The sequence below is a fragment of the Amphritea sp. GJ51-11 genome (genome assembly GCF_055808735.1).
Genome location: NZ_CM147881.1, coordinates 1243190 through 1263922 on the forward strand (window position 1 = coordinate 1243190; position 20733 = coordinate 1263922).

At 47.8% G+C, this 20733-nt stretch carries 22 protein-coding genes and 1 CRISPR repeat array; of the genes, 8 read left to right on the plus strand and 14 right to left on the minus strand.

The window, feature by feature from the left end:
• The 11 genes from AC0L4K_RS05395 to AC0L4K_RS05445 form a co-directional block, all read right to left on the minus strand.
• On the minus strand, positions 1-501 hold the full coding sequence (locus AC0L4K_RS05395) for a hypothetical protein (RefSeq protein WP_473268492.1): 501 nt from the start codon (positions 499-501) through the stop codon (positions 1-3).
• Complete coding sequence (locus AC0L4K_RS05400; RefSeq protein WP_473268493.1) at positions 498-1901, minus strand: RAMP superfamily CRISPR-associated protein; 1404 nt, start codon at positions 1899-1901, stop codon at positions 498-500. Before AC0L4K_RS05400 ends, AC0L4K_RS05395 begins: the two co-directional genes overlap by 4 nt.
• Entirely contained in the window at positions 1898-3451 is a 1554-nt protein-coding gene (locus AC0L4K_RS05405; RefSeq protein ID WP_473268494.1) for a hypothetical protein, read from the minus strand. The genes AC0L4K_RS05400 and AC0L4K_RS05405 overlap by 4 nt, the downstream gene beginning before the upstream one ends.
• Positions 3448-4104, minus strand: coding sequence for an RAMP superfamily CRISPR-associated protein (locus AC0L4K_RS05410; RefSeq protein WP_473268495.1), 657 nt, complete (start codon positions 4102-4104; stop codon positions 3448-3450). The genes AC0L4K_RS05405 and AC0L4K_RS05410 overlap by 4 nt, the downstream gene beginning before the upstream one ends.
• A 1-nt stretch (position 4105) precedes the next feature.
• Entirely contained in the window at positions 4106-5698 is a 1593-nt protein-coding gene (locus AC0L4K_RS05415) for a Cas10/Cmr2 second palm domain-containing protein (RefSeq protein WP_473268496.1), read from the minus strand.
• Between the two features lie 26 nt (positions 5699-5724).
• The gene (locus tag AC0L4K_RS05420; RefSeq protein WP_473268497.1) at positions 5725-6627 is read right to left on the minus strand and encodes a hypothetical protein; all 903 of its coding nucleotides are present in this window, start codon (positions 6625-6627) and stop codon (positions 5725-5727) included.
• A gap of 178 nt (positions 6628-6805) precedes the next feature.
• Positions 6806-8379: direct repeats of the CRISPR family, unit length 37 nt; unit sequence GTCTTAATCCCCTCCGGTTTCGGGGTAGTCTTCAGAC.
• Positions 8380-8554: 175 nt separating this feature from the next.
• A complete protein-coding gene (gene cas2, locus AC0L4K_RS05425) occupies positions 8555-8860 on the minus strand; it encodes a CRISPR-associated endonuclease Cas2 (protein WP_473268498.1) in 306 nt (101 codons plus the stop codon).
• Positions 8857-9783, minus strand: a complete 927-nt coding sequence (cas1, locus tag AC0L4K_RS05430) for a CRISPR-associated endonuclease Cas1 (protein WP_473268499.1) — start codon at positions 9781-9783, stop codon at positions 8857-8859. The genes cas2 (AC0L4K_RS05425) and cas1 overlap by 4 nt, the downstream gene beginning before the upstream one ends.
• A gap of 8 nt (positions 9784-9791) precedes the next feature.
• Positions 9792-10073, minus strand: coding sequence for a CRISPR-associated endonuclease Cas2 (gene cas2 / locus AC0L4K_RS05435; protein ID WP_473268501.1), 282 nt, complete (start codon positions 10071-10073; stop codon positions 9792-9794).
• Positions 10074-10123: 50 nt separating this feature from the next.
• A complete protein-coding gene (csx16, locus tag AC0L4K_RS05440; protein ID WP_473268502.1) occupies positions 10124-10429 on the minus strand; it encodes a CRISPR-associated protein Csx16 in 306 nt (101 codons plus the stop codon).
• 53 nt (positions 10430-10482) lie between these two features.
• A complete protein-coding gene (locus tag AC0L4K_RS05445; RefSeq protein WP_473268503.1) occupies positions 10483-11538 on the minus strand; it encodes a toprim domain-containing protein in 1056 nt (351 codons plus the stop codon).
• Between the two features lie 157 nt (positions 11539-11695).
• Here AC0L4K_RS05445 and AC0L4K_RS05450 point away from each other — a divergent pair, with 157 nt between their 5' ends.
• Together AC0L4K_RS05450 and csm6 are read left to right on the plus strand one after the other, a co-directional pair.
• Positions 11696-11944 (plus strand): hypothetical protein, encoded by a 249-nt coding sequence (locus tag AC0L4K_RS05450; protein ID WP_473268504.1) that lies wholly within the window; start codon positions 11696-11698, stop codon positions 11942-11944.
• Positions 11898-12920, plus strand: a complete 1023-nt coding sequence (csm6, locus tag AC0L4K_RS05455) for a CRISPR-associated ring nuclease Csm6 (RefSeq protein WP_473268505.1) — start codon at positions 11898-11900, stop codon at positions 12918-12920. Before AC0L4K_RS05450 ends, csm6 begins: the two co-directional genes overlap by 47 nt.
• A 12-nt stretch (positions 12921-12932) precedes the next feature.
• Here the strand turns inward: csm6 and AC0L4K_RS05460 are convergent, their stop codons facing one another.
• The 3 genes from AC0L4K_RS05460 to AC0L4K_RS05470 all read right to left on the minus strand — a co-directional run bounded on the left by AC0L4K_RS05460 (position 12933) and on the right by AC0L4K_RS05470 (position 14708).
• A complete protein-coding gene (locus AC0L4K_RS05460; RefSeq protein ID WP_473268506.1) occupies positions 12933-13538 on the minus strand; it encodes a DUF4326 domain-containing protein in 606 nt (201 codons plus the stop codon).
• A gap of 2 nt (positions 13539-13540) precedes the next feature.
• Positions 13541-13981, minus strand: a complete 441-nt coding sequence (locus tag AC0L4K_RS05465) for a DUF488 domain-containing protein (protein ID WP_473268507.1) — start codon at positions 13979-13981, stop codon at positions 13541-13543.
• A gap of 67 nt (positions 13982-14048) precedes the next feature.
• Positions 14049-14708: a dual OB domain-containing protein gene (locus AC0L4K_RS05470; RefSeq protein ID WP_473268508.1), complete on the minus strand. Its 660-nt coding sequence runs from the start codon at positions 14706-14708 to the stop codon at positions 14049-14051.
• A gap of 377 nt (positions 14709-15085) precedes the next feature.
• Between AC0L4K_RS05470 and AC0L4K_RS05475 the strand changes: the two genes are divergently transcribed.
• The 6 genes from AC0L4K_RS05475 (at position 15086) to AC0L4K_RS05500 (ending at position 20715) form a co-directional block, all read left to right on the plus strand.
• Complete coding sequence (locus AC0L4K_RS05475) at positions 15086-16588, plus strand: sigma-54 interaction domain-containing protein (protein WP_473268510.1); 1503 nt, start codon at positions 15086-15088, stop codon at positions 16586-16588.
• Between the two features lie 1225 nt (positions 16589-17813).
• A complete protein-coding gene (locus tag AC0L4K_RS05480) occupies positions 17814-18524 on the plus strand; it encodes a vWA domain-containing protein (protein ID WP_473268511.1) in 711 nt (236 codons plus the stop codon).
• 21 nt (positions 18525-18545) lie between these two features.
• Positions 18546-18815, plus strand: a complete 270-nt coding sequence (locus AC0L4K_RS05485) for a WXG100 family type VII secretion target (RefSeq protein WP_473268512.1) — start codon at positions 18546-18548, stop codon at positions 18813-18815.
• A gap of 8 nt (positions 18816-18823) precedes the next feature.
• The gene (locus AC0L4K_RS05490; protein ID WP_473268513.1) at positions 18824-20134 is read left to right on the plus strand and encodes a Rho GTPase-activating protein; all 1311 of its coding nucleotides are present in this window, start codon (positions 18824-18826) and stop codon (positions 20132-20134) included.
• Positions 20124-20501, plus strand: coding sequence for a hypothetical protein (locus tag AC0L4K_RS05495; RefSeq protein ID WP_473268514.1), 378 nt, complete (start codon positions 20124-20126; stop codon positions 20499-20501). The genes AC0L4K_RS05490 and AC0L4K_RS05495 overlap by 11 nt, the downstream gene beginning before the upstream one ends.
• A complete protein-coding gene (locus AC0L4K_RS05500) occupies positions 20494-20715 on the plus strand; it encodes a hypothetical protein (protein WP_473268515.1) in 222 nt (73 codons plus the stop codon). Before AC0L4K_RS05495 ends, AC0L4K_RS05500 begins: the two co-directional genes overlap by 8 nt.
• Positions 20716-20733: the final 18 nt, after the last annotated feature.

Genomic DNA, 20733 nt, shown 5'->3' on the forward strand with positions numbered 1-20733 from the left:
TCAGCACTCCTTAAAACCAGTGAAAGCCGCTAACGTGCATTGGCAGGTGGGCGTGTCGGAGGCATCATCCAGATACCAGAGCGATTGATAACTCAGTTTCTCGCGTTTAGGCCGCGTTGATATGTGGTGAACCGTTTGTGCCAGATGGGTCGCTTGGCTTGCTTCGCAAGGGGTAATTTTAATGTGATTGAGGAGCCATTGATCTTGCTGTATATAACTGAGTTGCCAACTGATGTTATCGGCATAACCTTCTGCTTTGAGCGGCAGTTGGTCATTGGTTAAGGTGGCGGGTAGGCGTACTACCGACGAAGGGAACTGCACCCAACCCTCTTGTTGCGACAGCTCAGACAGCGCCGCACTGACATCTGTTGCGGAGAGGGTTTGCTGTTCTAAGGTCATGCTAACCGGTTCGAATTGAGCCGGTTGATAGCCTATCTTGATGTTTGTTAGGGCGCTTTGGCAGCGCTGCCATTGTGTTAAAAACGTTTCTAAAGCGCTCATACTGCCTCCACTTGTTCTGTTAACCAGCGCGGATCGCTGCATTGGATTTCACCATGAAAACAACCGTGGCCTCGTGAACCTCCGGCACCAATGGCTAACCAGCCCTGTGTTAAGTCTTGCAATGTTAGTGTTAACGCCTGTTTAGCAAGTGGCGATATCTCTTCGGGGTGCTGTAGCGAGAGATTGAGTGTTAAAGGGGTTTGCCACAATAGCTCTTCTTCAAAAAGAGCACTGTTCATGACGCCCCCCGTAAATTGGTCGATGCGGTTATGCATCTGTCGGGTGGCGGTTGTGTTATTGAGGTAGAGGTCATTGATAATAAGGCGTCCAGCAACTCCGGTTTGTTCATTGAGTGTGTCATTGCTGGTGCCAAATATCTCTTGTACCGCGGGGCATTCCAAATGAGAGACGACGGAGGATTGCTCTGCAAATTCGCCGTTTAACCGGCGATAATGGAATGCCAGTCGGTGGGATAATGCGCCTTTGATAGCGGTGGCCGGCACAAGCGCTTGTTGCTTATGCAGTTCAGCTTGCTGCTGCTCATTCCAGCGAATACACAGCTCTGATTGCGGGAGTAGATCCGGAGTACGTCCTTGCTGATCTGGCTGGCTAAAGGGTTGTTCTCCGCCACCAATTCGCCAGCCTGCTTCGGCAGTAAGCTGTAAGGTAAAGCGTAATGCGGTGTCATTTAAAGGTGTTGTTTCAATGGGGGACAAATTGCCAAGTGTTGCACGTTGCCGTGGGCGTTGACGATAGCCTTGCTGGCCTTGCGGAGTTCTTAAATCCCAGCGGGCGCCGTCTATCGATAGCACTTTAAAGGCACCTTGGCCGGCACGGGTGCCGTGGCCTAAACGAAAGGCGGATGTACCCAATAATGACAATAAACGCTCGATACTGGTTTCCTGTTGTTCTGAACCATCGCTCCAGATACCGAGAAAACAGCTATAGCGAGCCCCTGCAGGAATCATCGTGGTATCAAATTTACCGGTATCGACGGCGCTGCCTAGGCTGTTAAGCCGTACTCTTTGGCGCACTAAAGGCTTATCATCGGCTAACATCTGTAGGAGTGTGTCGCTATTGAGATCTTGACGGATACCTTCTATGGGCTGATTGTGGCTGTTATGGATCAATCCCCAAGTAACATGCAGCGCACTGAGTTTTCCCGAGTCACCCTGGGTATAGCCAAACAGTTGCTGTGCGTCTTGGCTGCCGAAGTGTTGTGTATAGAGGTGACGAAGCACACCGGCTAAGCTGGTGGCGGGTATCGCCGGTAGGCCATTGACATCCCTTACCAGCAAGACATCGTGGGTGATATCACCTTTACCACTATGTATCCCATGGGGTGTTTCAGCTTCAAGGGCAACCCGAAAGTAATGAAAAATAGGGGTGTCAGCGATCATGGTCGTGTCTCCTGCATGGGTTTAACCGTGCCGTCAATCTGTTGTTGCCAGCGGGGACTAAGGCCCAAGGTGGCGAGTTGTCCCATGATAGCTCCCAGCTGTGGATCTTTTGCTAACGACTCCCGCTCGCAGAGCGTTCGAAGATGGTCAGCCAGGGTGGTGCTAGGGCCCACCGATAGATCCCATCCTGAGCGTGCGCGGATGACAGCATTGTCGGCTTCAAAAAGGAGCGTCCATAATGTGTCTGGGCGTGAGCGGTGATCGCTGCTAAGTGATTTGATTTGTCCCCATTGGCTGCGGCCAGGAGATGAAGGCAGCGGTTGATTTTCGGGTAAACCTAACCATTGTCTAGCGTCAATCAATGCCTCAATGAGCGCCTTAAATAGCCGTAGGGCGCACTCGGTGATTTGCTTATGTTGATCGATGCCATCGGCCCGTTGGTGTAATAAGGCGATTAATGGCGTTTTGGGCGTCGCTAATGGTGTATGTTTAGTTTTTGCAGGCAGTAACGGCTGTGTAAAGAGAGGGTGCGCCTCACTAAGTATCTTAGGGTTAACCGTGATTTGTCCTAAACCTGATTCTTGATAGAGCCCGATACGTTGTAAGTTAGCGAGTGCCTGTGCATTGAGTGACTGCGATATCTCAAAACGTAAAATACTGCCTCGGCAGATCACCTCACGTTCGCTGTCAAAGCAGCGTCGTTTTGCATTGTATTGGCTATAGCGGCGTGTGCGAAGATAACTTTGTTCCGCTAGCCATCGGCTCCCTTCTGGTAAACCGAATAGCTCAGGTGTGGGCGTTAAACAGGCCTGCCCTTGGTGGTCGAGCAAGGCTAAGTCACTTTGCAACCAAAGCGTCAACGGCGTTGTGGTTGTTGCCTCTATTAAGCTGAGCGGTTGCTGGTGTTTGATAGGTTCAAGGGTGATGCCACCATACTGGGCTGAGCGAGAACGGCCAATCTGTGCCGACCCGGCTAACCAATGGATACAGCGTTTAAATAGGGCGGCGGCTGAATCATCGGCTTGTAAGGTAAAGAGATATTGTTGACCGGCTTGCAGTGCCTGATAACCAAATAATTGACTGTGGGCAGCACGGCCAGAGTCCGGCTCGATAGCCGTTTTCATGCGATGACTGAAAACAGGTAGATGCCAGAGGCCGGTATCGGTGATATAGCCCTTACGGAGTTGCTTGGGTTGTCGTGATGAGTTGGTCTCTAGTAGGGCGGGGTCAAACACCTTATTGGCGTCGAGTCGCGAGCTTTGAGCTTCACGGGCCCGTTCACCTTTATAGGTGTGTAGAGAGAGGGGCACTGGGTATGATGGCTGCGAATCAATGAAGGGTAAGGCATCTAAAAAACGGACACTGCCACTATGAAAAACGGACCATGCTTCGGCTGTGGTTAGTTCTGCATAGCCCCGTGATGCTGCTAGCCCTAAAAACAGAGAACCGGGCAGATAATCGAGCGACTGATGTTGGCCTGTGGTTGCTGAACTGGCGCTGACGATGACATCTTGGGTTAAGGTAATGATAAAGGTTTGTGTTTGAGTCATGACCGTACTCCCTGTTGCTGGGCACTCAATGACAGGGTGGCTTCTCCAAACCCTCGGGTGCGGTGGGCACCGACGGCATCGATCAGGGGGAGGCATATTTCCAGCCATTGCCATGCGTCGGACTGGGATAACCAGGCCTGTTGCTGGGCTCTATGCTCGCTGTCGACACTGGTTAATGTCATCTGTATTTTACTACTTAGTTGTACTGGTAAGCAGACTTCAATACCGCGTAGGCTACCTTCTTTGGCTGTACCATTATCATCGATAGCGGTTGAATAGAGCGGTGTGTATAGGTGGCTAGCTAAGCGGGGATGTTGTTGCAGATAGGTCTGTTCTTCATGGCTTAACTGGGCATCATTTACCTGCAACATACCGGGTAGGGTTTCATGTCGGCTTTGTGTTTGTGAACGGCTGCCGAAGATGAGGGTTTCTAAATCGCTGGCTGGACCTGTCGGTAGGTTTGGCTCGAACCACTGCCAAATTAGACTGCGATGTAGGGCATTGCGCAGCAAACCTTTGAGCTGCTTACCGGCGACAAAAGGCAGTCCATGGAGGTCTTTTTCGGTGAGTGCGTCTAAATGGGTGCCTGCACTGCGGCCTGATCCGCTATGCCAGTAACCGGCTAAGTCAATATGAAGATATTTTTCGGTCATCCTAGTTCTCCCAATTCATATGGCCATGAATTGATAAATACATCAATAGATCGGCTAATGGACTGATGGATTCGTCAGCATTAGTTGGCAATGCTGCGCTGGTGGAGCCTAACAAGGCAGTTAAGGCATTATCAAATTGACTGAGTGTAGCTGCCTGTGTGCGTGCCACCAGTGCGCGCCAGCGTAGATAATCTTTTTTGGCCAGAGACAGATCGGTATGCAGTAACGTGGCGATGGCCCTAAGCCGTTTTTCATTTAAGCGGTTAGGTCCAAAGCACTGAGCGAGGGTTTCAAGGTGTTGATAGTTGGGCAGTTGGTTCGCGTCACCGACACCGTATACGGGAAGTCCCAAGGCGAGGCCTGCTTCGGTGGTGAGTTCTAATGCAAATAGCTGCTCGGCATCATCGATGAGCGACCCCTGTATTTTGTGAAAGCTAATACTGGATGGGATCGCTTCCTCGGTGGTGTTACGTTGCTCTCGCGAGTGTTGTTTAGCGCGGTTACATAAACTTTCTGCTAGTTCATAACATTGAGCAAACGGTTGGCTGTGCTTCATAAAAGTCACACCCGCACAAGCGGTCAGTTTAGAGGGTAATCTGTCGATAACGGCTGGGCTGATATTGCAGTCATTCATACTGGTTTTTAGCGAGTCTAAAAAACGCGCCGAGCTAATTTCAAACTGTTGGATAAACTCGACGGTAAAGGGGAGCGCTAATGAGGCTTTAACCAGTAGGGTTAAATCATCACCGCCCAGTACGAGGGGGCGGGCCGGTATTACGTGATCGTTGGTGGCCGCGGGTAGTAGCACTCTTTGGCTAGCCTTTTGTGCGGCCTCGCAGGTGGTCTGGTCAATTCCCTCAGAAAATGCACGGTACAAACGAATATAGGTTGTTTCATCAACGATTTTAGTGGCTTCACTAAGGATGCGCAGAATCTCACCTAAACCATTACCATCGGCATGCACTAAGCCAACTAAGTTATCGTTATCAAGGGGAAAACGTTTTTCAACAGAGGCGTTGGTTTCAAAATTATCCGGCCAATAATAGCCGGGCTCAGAGCAAAAACGTTGTACCAGCGTGCGGCTATCGGTTGGGCGGGTAAAGGTACGCTTGGCTTGGGTTGCGGCATCAATCGGTTCGTCCTGATCCCAAGCAACCGCTACCTCACCGGTACGCGGGCTGCGCATGGCAAACGGCGAGGCTGCTGGGTGTTTGACCGTATGTTTATTGCGAACTGTTTGTAGCGCCAGCAATCCTTTAGCCATCGCTGCTTGAACGGTTTCGCCAGCAACGCACACCTGTACTTGTTCGACACCGGGAAGCAATTGAGCCACGACCATTGGCCAGAGGTAACTGAATTGTTGCGCTTTGTCGGCATCGTCAATGAGTAAGTAAAAAGCACCGCCGGCACAACGGGGGCTGTGTTCGGCATGGTGATAGTTGGCTAGGTTACAGATCTCGAGCGTTTTGGCTAAGGGATCAGTACAGAGGTAATCGATGAGTTCACTGCCTGCCACCATATCTTTGAGTTTACCGGTGGCGAATAAAAAAGGTTGGATGGCACGTATTTCAAACAGATAAGCATGCACAGTCATCGTGTATATCCCTATGAAGTAAAAAGTTAAAAGGTAACTGCCGCTGCTTGGTTTGCCGTCGGGGTTAAGCTTAGCCCGCCTAAACCAAACGCTGTTTTACCCCCGCCGTGCAGCACACAACCGAGCGAGAGAAGACCACTTAATGGGGCTAGGCCGAAAGGGGTTGGGTGATTGATCTTGATGACCCCTTTGATGCCTCTCAGCGGGTGTTTATTCGATTGCCGTTCTGAGTGGCGTTGCCAGCTAATATCTTGCAGTGAGGACTCAATTTCAGTTTCATCGGCAAGCTGTAACAGGGTTTTGTTATCGGGCACTATCAGGTCGAGACCTAGAGATTGATTTATATGTCGTTGGCGCTGGGCCAATGCAATGAGAATATCGTGCAGACGGGTCTGATGGGCGCTGATAATTTTGCCCTTATGTTTAATTAACCAAGGAGTTGTTAGACACAAGTTGACCTGCTGCTGTAATGGTGTGAGGGTAATGGGTGACGCCTGACAGGTGAGCAGGTCACAAGGAATACGATCACGTCCAAGTCCTCGGTATAGCCCCATTTTTAACGCATCAATCAAGCTAGCATGAACGGATGTTGGTAAGCCGATGAGGGTGAGTGCAAAGCGAAAGGGTTGCTTCGTTTGCACGGTTTGATGGGCATCAATGGGGGTAATAACAAAGGCCGGTATACCGTCTTGCTGATGTTGGCGAAACCCTTCAAAGATTAGCTGGTATAAACAGTCTGGTTGATGGTTATCGGGTTGCGAACAGCGACAAAATTTCGCCAGCAAAGCATGACCCAAGGCCCCTCTAAGCATACTGCCTGGATGAGCCGGCAATGAAAAACGCTGATGTGGGGCAGCGGTAATGAGATAACGGTTAATTGTGCTGTTGGCAAGAGAAGGTGACGCCGATAACGATGACTCTACTAACATGTGCTTGTCCTTAGCAAAAAATCCACTGCGCCGAAGATTAGCGTTATCTGAGACGAATGTGAAATAACGAAGCAAAAAACTGTGCGGTATTTTTAACGATCTGTCGAATTTGCCTAATTTCCTGCGGTGTCGGGTAGCTCTCGGACGCTGTATGAAGCGATACACATCTGCAACGAGAGTCTTAATCCCCTCCGGTTTCGAGGTAGCTCTCGGACGTAAAAGCAAAAGCTCCTGTAAAAGCAAAAGCTGTCTTAATCCCCTCCGGTTTCGGGGTAGCTCTCGGACGAAATAACGTCCCATCATCGATCATCCCCCCCGTGTCTTAATCCCCTCCGGTTTCGGGGTAGCTCTCGGACTAAGAAGTGGGACTTACAGCAATCGATGGACGTCTTAATCCCCTCCGGTTTCGGGGTAGCTCTCGGACTCTAGACTCCATGGTATCGGAAGCCACGCAGGGTCTTAATCCCCTCCGGTTTCGGGGTAGTCTTCAGACAGCAACCCTGAGTCACGACGCTGTTTTAAATACGTCTTAATCCCCTCCGGTTTCGGGGTAGTCTTCAGACACATAGACGGTGATCCGCTGACTGCTCTAGCTGAGTCTTAATCCCCTCCGGTTTCGGGGTAGTCTTCAGACATCTAGCACTCATTATAGGCGAATCAGCCGCGTCTTAATCCCCTCCGGTTTCGGGGTAGTCTTCAGACATGAAACAGCGCCGCGTTAACGCAAGTGATCCGTCTTAATCCCCTCCGGTTTCGGGGTAGTCTTCAGACGGCGATATGGGAAAGCAGAAGCGCCGCCGTTTTAGTCTTAATCCCCTCCGGTTTCGGGGTAGTCTTCAGACGAACAAATTACACACCACCAAAACAGACGGTGAAGTCTTAATCCCCTCCGGTTTCGGGGTAGTCTTCAGACCCCACAGGAGCTTAAAATGGTTTATATCTCACAGTCTTAATCCCCTCCGGTTTCGGGGTAGTCTTCAGACTTAACTGATCCTCTCACTATTCAACCGTCAGGTCTTAATCCCCTCCGGTTTCGGGGTAGTCTTCAGACGGAGATGATTAATCCTACACCAAAGGCATGATCGTCTTAATCCCCTCCGGTTTCGGGGTAGTCTTCAGACCTTCAAAGACACAGGTATCAGCCTAGACGAATACGTCTTAATCCCCTCCGGTTTCGGGGTAGTCTTCAGACCTTTAATCACCTATACCCAGAGAGTGTAATAGACCGTCTTAATCCCCTCCGGTTTCGGGGTAGTCTTCAGACAAAGAATTGATCCTTATGCAAAAAGATGGGTTGGTCTTAATCCCCTCCGGTTTCGGGGTAGTCTTCAGACCTGCACGATTCACACCACGGATCGGAGTAGTAGGTCTTAATCCCCTCCGGTTTCGGGGTAGTCTTCAGACGAACACCAGTTTTCTTGTGGGTGTTGGTTGATCTGTCTTAATCCCCTCCGGTTTCGGGGTAGTCTTCAGACATTATGTCTTGCGATCTCACTGTAGAGGTTTGTCTTAATCCCCTCCGGTTTCGGGGTAGTCTTCAGACATTTTATTACGTTATTAAATTAACTGACGATAGTCTTAATCCCCTCCGGTTTCGGGGTAGTCTTCAGACAGCTAGCGGCTGTATGCTGCTATCATCATATTAGTCTTAATCCCCTCCGGTTTCGGGGTAGTCTTCAGACCCTTCGCAGGACAGCTGGCGAAAGAGCTGAAGGGTCTTAATCCCCTCCGGTTTCGGGGTAGTCTTCAGACTCCAAGATAAAATAATAATGCGCTTTATCAAGTACTTGCAGTAGTGATTTTGCTGTATGTTTTTCGATCAAAAAGTTGGCTAAAAAATAACCAGCTGTTATTGTCGTATTCATTATCATTTGAGATGAATATTGCCTGATAGGCAGGTTTTAGGCAAGAGGCGTGTTTAAGTCGATTAGTGGGTGGTGTAGATAGGGGGATAGTCGTTATTAAACACGCCGTCGACAAAAGGGCTTGCTCCCCATAGATGGATATGTTGATTCGAGGGCAGTCTATATAGGCGAAGGTCATCCTCTAACGGGCGTATCAATGTGGTGAGTTTATGTTTGAACCGTGCTGTTGCTTGGTAATCACCTTGCCAAGCAAATACCGATTCTTGCAGGGCATAACCCTGAGTGCGTAAATATCGATGCAATCGTTGTAAGCGTTTCTTATTGCGGATGTCATAGGCGACGATATACCAGTGGGTTGAGGTATTCATGGTGCGGGGGCTGCTGAGTTATCCAGCTTGTTACTAAGCCAGTGAGCACCTGCGTCTAGGTGTCGCCTCCAATTGTCGGCGTGTTCGTCATAGGCTGCATAAAAAAGTTGGCGGCCCCGTTTACCTAATAAGCATTGGCCTTCAGTTTGTGAAAAATGCTGTTGAGTTAACTGCCCTGATGAAAAAAGCTCTGTTATCCATAGTTCAATACGAGGGCGCACCGGTTCCATAAGATCACAGGCAAGCGAGTGACGGCCATAGGCGGGACGATGGTAAAAGCCTAGTTGAGGGTCGAGAGCGTGTTTTCGTGCTTGCCTGACGGCTTCATGATAGATCAGCGTATAAGCGAGAGACAACGCTGCGTTGACAGGATCTTTTGGGGGCCGTCGTTCTCGCTTGATAAAGCCCAAGCTGGCGGGTAGATGTTGACGCCATTGTTCGAAGGCGATGCATTGTATGCTGCCCTCCAGACCCCGAAGCGTTTGTTCTTGTTGGCATTGAGGCAGGCGGGCGTGAATCTGTTCGATATCGAATTGTGCGTTTGATGTTCCTTCTAGTTGCTTAAGGGCTCTCTCCAACACATTAAATTTATGATTGCAGAGGTGTTTTGCAAAGGCTAAGCGGCCTTTAGCGTCGCCTTGCCAAGCATATTGCTGACAGCGACGATTGACTTGTTTTTGTTGATCGCCATACAGGGCAAAGCTGTTTTGCGAATATCGTTGATTCAACACGATGAGGTCGATGTTCCGGCATTGTAGTTGGCCGATGAGTTGGGTCGTTAGTTGGACGCTATGCATACAAACGAGCTGCTCAATTCTGTTCAAGGGTAGCGTACGCGGCGGTTGATTATCTGCCCGAATGATTAGGCAGTCTGTCGCGTATTCTAGTGAGAGGTTTCGTTTGTCGAGAATTACTTTTGTCATCGGTCGTCTCAGCAAATAATGAACAGGGGGCCGGTCGGTGTGCTTGGTCCTGTTCCAAGCTGTTCACAGCGGCTAAAACTGTTTAAATGGATGCTAAATAGGTAGTCATCTTCATTGTTGAGTAATGCTGTTAGTTGCTGCAGAAGGTATTTATATTGCGATGCACTGATTTCTACCTCAAAGACTGAATCCTGATAACCTAGACTTTGAGCACGTAACAACCTAAGCGCGCGGTGTCGTTGTGTATTGTCATGGATGTCATAACCTATTAAATAATGCTGTATACCCATGCCGCCTCCGGTTGACGTTTATGATCGCACTAAGCGAAACAATTCATTGCTTAACTGCCCTCTGTAATCTGGTATGGCCGAATGCTGGCACCTAACTGTTCGAGTGTGTCGGCGGAGAGTTCTTGGCCACGTAAGTCTTGGGTTAACTCAATGCACAGATGCCAGTATTGAATACCTAGCTGATTAAGGCGGGCAACGATATTGATCGGCAGGTTACCGATAATACGGTCTCCTTTACAGAGCTGTGTCAGATCAAGGTGCGGCATGACTTTGCCATCGATTCCTTGGCGAGCAATAAACTCCTGTGCACCAGGGTGCCGAGTCGCGATCCATGTTGTAGGTTGCTGTACGCTCAATCGTTCTATTCCCTTAGTGTGTGTCAGTTATTGTAGTGAAAACGACGTTAATGCTAATGCTTGCCAAGCTTGGCTGGTGCTTGTTGCGTTGCTAGCCGCAGGCTATTTTCGAGTGCTGCAATACCTTGTAATCTCAACAGGTCATTGAAATCTGTGGGGCGTTGATGAAACTCGTTTGGCGAAAATTGGGGAATACAGATAATGTCGTGTTTTTTCCCTGCTAGAGTTGCTTGTTGGATACCCGTGTTTCCTATAGAGGGTTTCCACTGATCATTGTCTGCGCAGATGATGACGGGCCCTTGTAGGTGTTGGCGAACATGTTTTAAATTGTTGGCGCACAGAGCAATAGCGATGTTGCCATCCCAGATGGAAGCGAGACTTAACCCGGTTGCTAGTCCTTCACATAGTAATGTAGGTAGTGATAAGCCATGGGGGACGGCCTTGATGGGGATATAGCTGCCATTGAATAGACCTGCGGTATGGGTAAAGTGGCGCTTTTGGTCTTTTTGTGGCGTGCTGGTGATAACATGAAAACCGGTTGCACCATGAATAGCGTGTTGAATTGGAACGATAACTTGATTCTTATGCGTACGTATCTGAGTGCGTGTAAGTACGGTTACCTCTAGGTTGCCAAGTTTTTTTTGCAGCCAATGATGTTTTGGTGTTATCTCAGATGCCGTGTTGTAGTGTCTCAGTAGCGAGGTGTGGCGTGATTGTTTATAGGCGTTGTCGGCGTCTTTTTTCGGCGAATGGCCGAGGGTCGCAAATGGTTGCGGAGTATGGGCGTTGGCCTGAAATTCATGCTGATGACGTAACCAGCGTAGGCCGTTAAACTGTCTGATAAGACCGCCATGTTTGAAGGTGTGAAAGCGCAGCAATGGCCAAGATAAGCCTGAGCGACACTGGTTTATATACAATAGTACGCTGCAGGTGCCTTGATATTTTTTCGAGAGTACGGGCACGCTGTGGCCGGTCATGAGTTGGCCTGGTTGAGGGAGATTCTGTAATAGAGGCATCGCATCGATGCCCACATCTGCCGCTAATACTTGAATATCGCTGATAGCGGAATCGAGTATCTCAAAGGCTTTTGAATCGCTGCTATACATCATGTCGTACTTGTCACCGGTCTATAAAGTGATTACTGCAGCGCTGTTTGCGCTGTTTGAACCGGTATAGTAATGACGATTACTCGATTGAAAGGGTTAGCCAAGCTTGGCAAGTTGTGTCTTATGAATGAAAAACTGAGTGGTTTATATAGGGATTGATATGTCACATGTGTTGTTGTCGGTTACGGGTATGTCGCCTGCGGTTATTACTGAAACGTTGTTTTCTATTCAACAAAATGGGCTGCAATGGCCCGATCGTTTAGTGGTTATTACAACAACGGTTGGGGCCGCTAAATTAGAAAACTTACAGGCAAATATTGCGCTATTGTGTGCTGAGTATAACTGCCAACCATTGGCGGCAGATGACATTGAGATTGCTATTATCACCGATGCTGAAGGGGGGCGTTAATGATGCGCGTTCACTGGAAGACCATGAAGCTCTAGGTGATTTTATTATGCAAAAAGTGCGAGATACCTCCAGTGATCCACATACGACTATTCATGCATCGATTGCCGGCGGCCGAAAAACGATGACTTTTTATCTAGGCTATGCAATGAGTCTTTTTGGCCGTCCTGAAGATCGGTTGTCGCATGTATTGGTTAGCGAGCTGTTTGAGCAGGTGCCTGAATTTCGATTTCCTCGAGTGGAGTCTACGATGCTGTCTACCTATCAAGGGGAGGCAGTCGATGCCGCCTCAGCGAAGGTTACGTTGGCGGATATTCCCTTTATTTGTCTGCGGGATGAGTTGTCTCCTGCGATGCTAGAAATGGGGGGCGGCGTTAGCTTTCGCGAAATGGTAAAACTTATTAACTTGGGGGATCGAGAGTGTAGCGAGCCACAGTTGCATTTGGTGTTACCTTTATCGGAATGTGAATTACGTTTAGTCGATGATCAGCAGAATGTTATTCATCACTTAACCCTCAATACGCTGGATTATGCTTTTTACCGTACGGTGATTGAGCTGAGTGTAGAGCCCCAGATGGCTGCTGTGCGTCCTTTAAGAGGGGAGAGAGATACAGACTTGGCGGTGTCGCTGGCTGAGACTTTGTTACGTATGGCGGGGGTTCACTGTAATGATCTGCCGCTAACTCAGTTGTTGGAAAAATTATATGATCTTGATCAGGAGTTGCAGATCTCGTCTAGAACATTAGATACGCTCGGGTCTGGTGGTATTAATACACACTTTTTTGATACCCGTTGTAATGGTATTCGGGATGCCATTACGCAGGTGTTGCCGCCCAAAATAGCCCGCTGGTTAGTACTTCGACAAGTGACTGACGATGCTTGTATGCGGTTAGATTTTTATGCCAAGCATTGGCCCAATATTATTCGTGGTGGAGGGTATGGCATCGCTTTAACACCCACTCACGTACACCTGTATTGAATGCCGACACGTTTATTGACCATCATCATAGCGGTTTAAATAGTCAGCGAGAATGTCGCCATGGCAAGGGGCGGGCTTGCAAAAGCAGCCTAGCCGCTTACCGGTGAGTTCATGAACACGTGAAGGGTCAATATTGATGAATTTATGATGTTCAAAATCATATTGGTATTTACGGATGACCTCTTCGCGGCTTTCTCCTTCGCCATACATTGCATGTGGATTGCCCCAGTATGCGCCGCGACCAATGTATTCATAAGTAGATGAATTCTTCATACTTTGAAAATCGGGCTCTCGTTTTATATTCACGACCCGTGTAATGGGGGTTTTAATCCAACGGAATGCGATCTTCTGCTCCGTAAGCCATGTACGCACCGCTATAAACTCTTCACCGTCATCAATTATAACCGCATGGGTTATATTGGCCGTTTCAACGGTGTTTATGTCTTCTATGCTTTTTACCCTATCGTCCTGAGAGAATAATGCGTTAATCAGGCCGTGGTGGTCACCCTTATGTACGATGCTGAACCGTGCAAAGTTATGGGTGATTTTACTGAGCTTGCGATTAAACTTGCTTTGGCAGGCAAACTCGCTTGGATAGAGGATGAGTAATTTGTTCATATTCAGTAGAGGTGCTTTATGTTGAGTGTTGTGTGCCAGTATGAATTTAGATATTCAGCAATTAAGCGCCGATGGCAGAAATGTGGTTGATGTTCGCTACAAAGTAAACAGCCTTGGTCAAAAAGATCGGCTGATAATGTATTTTCTATTTGCCGCTGTGCCATTAAGTTAAGAAACTGATCTTCATAAATTTCCCAAGAGACACCCTGTTTTTTATATCCGTTGAACATATCGGGTGTCGGAGCCAGTTCAGGTAGATGTAAATAGTCAGTGTCACATAATTCACGGAGGAAAAAGCCTAAATCATCTTTTTTGGCAAAACCAGACAGCTGTGATCGATTATTTAACCTTACGTCGATCAGCGTTTTGATATTGGCTTGCCTTAACAGCGTGAAAAAGCTTTCGGCTCCTTTTTGCGTGAAACCAATAGTGTATGTATTCATCGATAGTTCCTATTCAGGTAGCCGGTTTTGTCAATGATGGCCGCGACGAGAATGTAGTGAGCATTTTTTACGCCAAAAGGGGGGATAGGCTCAAGGTAAGCCAATATGCATCACCGTGGTTCAGTGTTTTTTTCGTTGAGCATCCGGGCGTGCTTGGAAATTGGTTTTTAAAAATGCGAAATAGCACCGGGTCTGTTACGGGCAGTCCTTGATAGTAGCGACGGTTGTGTGTAAAGGCTGCAGTGATGCGTGGACACCGGTTGTTCGAGTTAAGGCTGAGTGTGAAGGTGAGGTCGATAGGTTGTACCAACATCAGAGAACGGGCCGCTTTAGCTAGATGTGCGCATTGCATCGAAATTTCATGATCTGATTGTGTACTAGCGTCAGACCAAATTGATTGTGCTTGATCAATTAGACCATTGAGGTTTGGCTTATAAGCCGCTGGGGATAGCCGTGTAATCGCTGATTCTGCCCAGCACCAATTCTCAGGTTGACCTTGAGTCGGTGTGTAGTGGGTGCATTCCAACTGTATATGGTCGAGCACTCCGAAGTTTTGGCAAGCAGCAGCGGGCAATGCACCACAGGCCCCTTGTTGTGATTTGACAACAGGCCTTAACCACCGATTGCTGATTTGGCGACCCTGTGCACTGCTATCAATCTCAAGGCCCGCGACGCAAAAGCCACCAGGCTTTTTCGATTTCGCCAATACCAGCAATTCTCTACCCATATGTGTTTCGTCCCTTTGCATATTAAATGTGACAAGGGCGAGTTTAAGTAGAACGGCAATGGCATAGGCTGTTGCCAAGCTTGGGAGGATTTGAGTCGCGCGAAGCCAGTGGGTTAAGTGATCAATCGTTGTCACGCTTTTCAAACATAACGAAGGTTTAATTATAACGCTTGTACAAAAAGGGCATTATTGAGGGAGATTAGAACCTTGGTGTGGCATGTTTAAACGTGATTCAAAATTGATCTGCTGCTGTTATTAGCTCTCAATAAGTGGATGCCTATAAAACGTTTTTTAGTAGCGCTGGATGATGGGAGGAGTCAGGACATTCAATCTTTAACGTGATAAATTCTTTTTCAGATTAGTAAAGGAATATTCTAGTGATTAAGAAAAGGATTCTGCTGACTTGGTTGGGTCGACATGATTTAGACGCAGTTGATAAGGGGTCGCGTGGCCCCATTGCCTCTATTCTTTTTGATTCTGATGCGCCTTTCGATGAAGTGCGTATTTTGGTTAGTAATTGGTTTGATGAGACTGAGGGGTATCAGCAGTGGCTATCGAAGCAGTTAAGTGAGTCGAATCGGAAGGCGAGAGTGTCTATTTTTAACGCGCTGTTAGAAAGCCCTATCCATTATCCTAGTATTTATAGCGTCGCGGATGAAGAGCTACAAAAACTATCAGCTTCAGAGTCCCTCGTGACCCTAAACCTTTCCTCGGGTACGCCCGCGATGGCTGCTATTTGGTTGCTGCTGGGTAAGGGGGTTTATAACACTCAGCTGGTTCAAACGTCGCAGCAAAATGGTCTTGCTGATATAGAATTGCCCTTCAATATTGCATTAGCTTATTTAGAACACCAAGATGGCGTATTAGGTAAGCTTGCCGCTTCATCTCCTGTATTAGATAGTTATTTTGAGCATATTCAGAGTCGTTCTCCGGTGATGAATGAGGCGATTGAAATGGCAAAGAAGTTAGCGACGCGTAATTTACCCGTGATTATTCAAGGCGAGTCGGGCACCGGTAAAGAGGTAATAGCGAAAGCGATTCACAGCGCATCCCCGCGGTCTGAAAAATCATTTATACCCGTAAACTGCGGCGCCATCCCTGAAACCCTGATCGATTCTCAGCTGTTTGGTCATAAAAAGGGCGCTTTTACCGGCGCAGACTCAAGCCGTAAAGGTTTTTTTGATGAGGCGGATGGAGGCACTTTGTTTCTAGATGAAATCGGTGAGTTGCCTCTGGATGCCCAGGCTAAGCTGCTTCGCGCTTTGCAAGAAAAAGAAATTAACCCTGTCGGTGAAAGTAAACCTCATAAGGTTAATGTTCGGATTATCGCAGCAACGCATAGAGATCTTTTGGCGATGATAGAGGAAGGCTCTTTTCGTGAAGATCTATTCTATCGCCTGGCAGTGGGTATCGTGCAACTGCCGCCACTACGAGAGAGAGGGGATGATATTCCTGAGTTGTTGACGGTATTGATGGATCAGCTAAATAACGACGCGCAGGAACAACCCGGTTATAAAAGTAAAAACATCTCCGAAGCTGCAATAAAGTTTATTTGTCAGCAACGATGGCCGGGTAATATTCGAGAGCTTTGGAATACCTTGCTACGTGCTTCCATCTGGTCAGAGGGGCAGGTGCTAGACGTTGAGCATTTACAGCGTGCGATGTTGCCGAGAAATAAAAAGGCGGATCAAAAAAGCTTAGGAATCGATGTTTCTCTCGGTATAAATATTTCAGAAATCATCGATAATACCAAGCGTTATTGTGTAGAGGAAGCGTTGCGTTTAACCTCGGGTCAGAAGAGTAAAGCGGCTAAGTTATTGGGTTTACCCAACCATCAAACACTGACTAATTGGATTGATAAGCTTGATATCAACGAGTGAAAAAGTGTAGATTCTTTTAAAGTTAGCGCGATATGTGAAATACAGGATGTAATAACGGTCACAATGACATGAAGTCTATGAACTTTGAAAATCTTAGAAAACCCTGGCCACAGTTGGCAGATCTCGGCGCTTTTGCTGAGACCTGTGCCTATCTCAACCCGCAAAGCTCGCTGGTTAAGCTGAGGTGCTATGTATAGAAAGTGGTTGGGGTTATTTATAGGGAGCTCAAGCTTCCTTCCGAACCTAATGCTACCGGTCGATTGTGAAATAATTTGCTGTGGCTACCCCATTTTAAAGGAAATTCAACAGGACGTTGCCATGCTAGACAATTTAATAATCCCAGCCAATCCATCAGGTTGGTCTCTGAGGCTCAACGAAGCTCGGCTCAGGCAAGATGAATGGGTTTGGGCTGGGCTCAGCGGTTTGAAGAGAGCATCAGACTTCAGCTTTTGCTCGTAACCCCTACTCTTTAAAAATTAACGGACTAATTTATGCGTATTACATCATTCTCGTTAACTAACTTTCGCTCGTTCCGCTCAACATAAACGACCGGCTTCACGCTGACCATGCTGATGTTTGGTTCTAATTGTGTGGGTAAGGTTCGCTACTTGAAGGCGCTATTTTACATCCAGATAGCTCTTGATAAAGGGCGCTGTGATCCTGTGTATATAGATGCGCTAAGTGGTTGTGATATTGATGGGTTTACCGCGTAGGTCAATGGAGAAACCTTGATAGCACTATCACCTTAAAGTTCGAATATGAGCTTGATATGTCTTTAGGAATAATTATGCAACATTTGCCGAAGCCGTTGATAGTTCGCATTCGTAACTCTTAATGCCGGATATCGTTAATTCAGAGAGCAGCTCGATGATGTGTTATCTGCTGTGATTATTTAAATGAAAATTAAGACAAGCAATGGTAATAAATATTAAAAATCAGTAAAAAAAATTACCTAAATTATTAGTTGTTATAGTTGGATTTGATTTAAGTTGTTGATTTAAAATGGATGATTGATATTGGCATTGTCTCTGCATATCCCTAATAAGATTAATTAAGATATGCGCTGTGAGCCAGAAAGGAAGCAGTTTAATTGAATAGTTTCTACTGGAGGAGTATGTGGGATAGAAGACTTTTATCTATTGAGTGCTTGTCGGAAGCGAATATTTTACTGAATAAGCAGAATTATATGAAATTTAAACCAGCAAATGAATTAGGAGAATAATTCATGTTTGATCCTAAAAAGTTCACCACCCCTACCGCTAAACCGCTTCCTGTCGTTTTGCTTCTGGATGTCAGCTCCAGCATGTCCGGAGATAAAATCGAGAACCTTAATAAGGCTGTTGAGGATATGCTGGACACTTTTGCGCAGGAAGAGAAGATGGAGACTGAGATTCTTGTTTCCGTCATTACTTTTGGCAATCAAGTTGAACTGCATGTTCCCTACACCAAGGCTTCTCAGGTGCAGTGGCAAGGCCTTCAGGCAAACGGTATGACCCCGATGGGAACGGCCCTCAAGATGGCCAAGGCCATGATTGAGGATAAAGAGACTACTCCGTCTCGTGCTTACCGCCCGACCGTCGTTCTTGTTTCAGACGGACAGCCAAATGATAGTTGGAAAACACCTTTAAAGGACTTTATCTCCGAAGGACGCTCGTCCAAATGTGACCGTATGGCAATGGCTATCGGGCGTGATGCGGATGAGAAGGTTCTGAAGCGTTTTATCGAGGGCACGCCCCATGATCTTTTCTATGCGGAAAACGCCGGGCAGCTGCATGAGTTTTTCCAGCGATTAACCATGTCAGTGACCACGCGTTCGCAGTCCAAGAACCCGAACGTGGTACCGGCCCCGTCGGAAATCAAACTGGACGGTGGCAGTGTCAAGTCGGCTACAGCCGGAAATACAACCGCTTCATCCGACGATGAAGGCTACTGGTAAACAAAAATTTGGAGGTAAATCATGTCACAGGCCATTGGCGATCCTGATGAACTTGACCGTTTCGCGCAGTCTCTAACGCAGTTCATCGACACGTTGAATGAAGCGGTTAACGGTTTGAATCATAGCTTTGGTGCCCTCGGGGATACCTGGCAGGATGAAAAGCGAGCGAGTTTTGAAGAGGACTATAACGTGCTGGTGGAGCAGCTTGCTTATTTTGAGGCTAACGCATCGGAACAGGTCCCTTATCTTCACGCTCTGGCTTCGCGTTTAAGAGATTATTTACAGAGTTAAGGTGGGGAATGGCGTACGTATCCGTTGGACAAGTTGAGAATCTCGAGGAAGCAATTGCCGGACTTCAGTCAGCCTATGATTCTATGGAGAGTACCTGTCAGGCTCAGATTGCTGCGGCTGAAGCCAAGTTGGCCGAAGCACAGAAGGAGGCCGACAACAGCGCTCAATTACTGGATGCTGTGATGGAAGATGAAATGGAGGCCGGACAGCAGCTAGTACAGGCTAATGAGCAGCTTACTTCAGCCAATGAGCAATTGAGTTCCGCTTGTTTATCTCTTTCCGCCTGCGAAGCGAGTGGCAGCTATGAACCGCCCAACTGTTCATCTGAAGAAACCGATGTCTCCGCCGCAGAATCTGCAGTCGCCGAAATGGAATCCGCCGTTGGGACTGCTGAGGACGCTTTGAAATCAGCGAAAGACCATCGTATGAAGATGGAGCAGCGAAATGAAATGGCCAAGCAGTGTCTTTATATGGCAACGCAGCTGGCGGAAACAGTGCAAACGGAGTGTATAACCCGGCTTGCCAGTGCGGCGGCTCACATTGAAACAGGAAAAGCCCGGCTGGAAAACGCTAAGGCAGCTCTCAACGCTTATCTCGATACGCACCCGCCAGCAGCGGAATTTTATTCATGGCTGAAATGGACTCCCGACTTGAATAAGCCGGTTACGCCAACAGAACTGCATTCACGGCTGAATCTATCCATAGAGCAGCAGCGCTACTATTTTGAATACCTTGCAGATCGTGATCCGGCATTTAGAGCCAAGATTACGGACTACAGAAACCAGCTCGAAGCCGCCAACGGTCCTGCTGAGAGGCATGCGGTTCAGCTTAAGATCCGCCGAAATCTGAGTGGCTACTGTGGTGAAAAAATTGTTGAACAGGCTCTAAGTCCACTCGGACATAAAGCGGACACGCAGGCCAGGACCAAATTTGAGGACGGTCGATTTACCAAAACTGATCTAATCATTGAGGACCTGAAAGTGCCGGTTATTCTGGGCCGTGGTGAAGGTATGAGTGCTCCGGCTGGAGGCTCTATCGCCATTGAAGTGAAATGCGGCCGGGCTTCGTACCTTTATTTTCAGAAAGAGCACATGGTTTTCCAGTCCGGCGGACATCAGGAAGCCAATGCGTCGATGACGGTATGTTCACGCGACATCAAAGATTTAACTCCCGAACAGGAAAAAGAGCTGCGTGAAGCCCTTCGGAGTGCCGGATCGCCATTAATAGGTATGCTCCCGACAAAAGACGAGATCGACAAAGCCTGCTGGGACATGGTGACCGGTTCTAATGCAAATAACGGGGGAACTCATGAAAATTAAAATCGCTCTGATACCAAGTGAACACACCAGCAAAGCTCAGGATCTTTCCTCCAAGCTCCAGAACGCTATGGAGGCAGGCGAGATGGGTGCTGTTGATCAGCTTACTGAAGAACTGATTTCGCTAACGGATAGTGAGTATTCCCTGTCCTTGACAGAAGGATACTGGCACCAGCTGATTGAAAAGGTCAGAAACTCTGATGAGGATTTCAAGTCCGGCTACATCATGGACAAGCCGCAACTCGAAACGATTAGTGCAGCCGGTGTGGCTGAATCATTTGCGGATGTTTCAGGTGTTATTGAGCAGGCATTAAAGGCTGATGTTGTCGCCCTCCAGCTACCGATCGAAGAGGAGGATGTCGATGTTTGATGATTTATTTAATGCGACATCTCAACAGATGGGTAGATTTTCCGACACAGTCAGGGACGAGTTTGGCCAGTCTATTGTTACAGGTGTTTTCGAGCCTCTTTTGCAGGACATCTCCGCCCTTCAGCAAATGGGAGAATTATTTCAGACCCGAGCCGTCGAGATTGATCAGCTAACCGGAGAACTGCAATCGATAGGAAGCATGGACTATGAGTAACAGCGGGAAAAATAGGGA

Excerpts from the sequence above, each read along its gene's own strand:
- AC0L4K_RS05395 (WP_473268492.1), bottom strand. The coding sequence starts at position 501 with ATGAGCGCTTTAGAAACGTTTTTAACACAATGGCAGCGCTGCCAAAGC.
- AC0L4K_RS05400 (WP_473268493.1), bottom strand. The coding sequence starts at position 1,901 with ATGATCGCTGACACCCCTATTTTTCATTACTTTCGGGTTGCCCTTGAA.
- AC0L4K_RS05405 (WP_473268494.1), bottom strand. The coding sequence starts at position 3,451 with ATGACTCAAACACAAACCTTTATCATTACCTTAACCCAAGATGTCATC.
- AC0L4K_RS05410 (WP_473268495.1), bottom strand. The coding sequence starts at position 4,104 with ATGACCGAAAAATATCTTCATATTGACTTAGCCGGTTACTGGCATAGC.
- AC0L4K_RS05415 (WP_473268496.1), bottom strand. The coding sequence starts at position 5,698 with ATGACTGTGCATGCTTATCTGTTTGAAATACGTGCCATCCAACCTTTT.
- AC0L4K_RS05420 (WP_473268497.1), bottom strand. The coding sequence starts at position 6,627 with ATGTTAGTAGAGTCATCGTTATCGGCGTCACCTTCTCTTGCCAACAGC.
- cas2 (WP_473268498.1), bottom strand. The coding sequence starts at position 8,860 with ATGAATACCTCAACCCACTGGTATATCGTCGCCTATGACATCCGCAAT.
- cas1 (WP_473268499.1), bottom strand. The coding sequence starts at position 9,783 with ATGACAAAAGTAATTCTCGACAAACGAAACCTCTCACTAGAATACGCG.
- cas2 (WP_473268501.1), bottom strand. The coding sequence starts at position 10,073 with ATGGGTATACAGCATTATTTAATAGGTTATGACATCCATGACAATACA.
- AC0L4K_RS05445 (WP_473268503.1), bottom strand. The coding sequence starts at position 11,538 with ATGATGTATAGCAGCGATTCAAAAGCCTTTGAGATACTCGATTCCGCT.
- AC0L4K_RS05450 (WP_473268504.1), top strand. The coding sequence starts at position 11,696 with ATGTCACATGTGTTGTTGTCGGTTACGGGTATGTCGCCTGCGGTTATT.
- csm6 (WP_473268505.1), top strand. The coding sequence starts at position 11,898 with ATGACATTGAGATTGCTATTATCACCGATGCTGAAGGGGGGCGTTAAT.
- AC0L4K_RS05460 (WP_473268506.1), bottom strand. The coding sequence starts at position 13,538 with ATGAACAAATTACTCATCCTCTATCCAAGCGAGTTTGCCTGCCAAAGC.
- AC0L4K_RS05465 (WP_473268507.1), bottom strand. The coding sequence starts at position 13,981 with ATGAATACATACACTATTGGTTTCACGCAAAAAGGAGCCGAAAGCTTT.
- AC0L4K_RS05470 (WP_473268508.1), bottom strand. The coding sequence starts at position 14,708 with ATGGGTAGAGAATTGCTGGTATTGGCGAAATCGAAAAAGCCTGGTGGC.
- AC0L4K_RS05480 (WP_473268511.1), top strand. The coding sequence starts at position 17,814 with ATGTTTGATCCTAAAAAGTTCACCACCCCTACCGCTAAACCGCTTCCT.
- AC0L4K_RS05485 (WP_473268512.1), top strand. The coding sequence starts at position 18,546 with ATGTCACAGGCCATTGGCGATCCTGATGAACTTGACCGTTTCGCGCAG.
- AC0L4K_RS05490 (WP_473268513.1), top strand. The coding sequence starts at position 18,824 with ATGGCGTACGTATCCGTTGGACAAGTTGAGAATCTCGAGGAAGCAATT.
- AC0L4K_RS05495 (WP_473268514.1), top strand. The coding sequence starts at position 20,124 with ATGAAAATTAAAATCGCTCTGATACCAAGTGAACACACCAGCAAAGCT.
- AC0L4K_RS05500 (WP_473268515.1), top strand. The coding sequence starts at position 20,494 with ATGTTTGATGATTTATTTAATGCGACATCTCAACAGATGGGTAGATTT.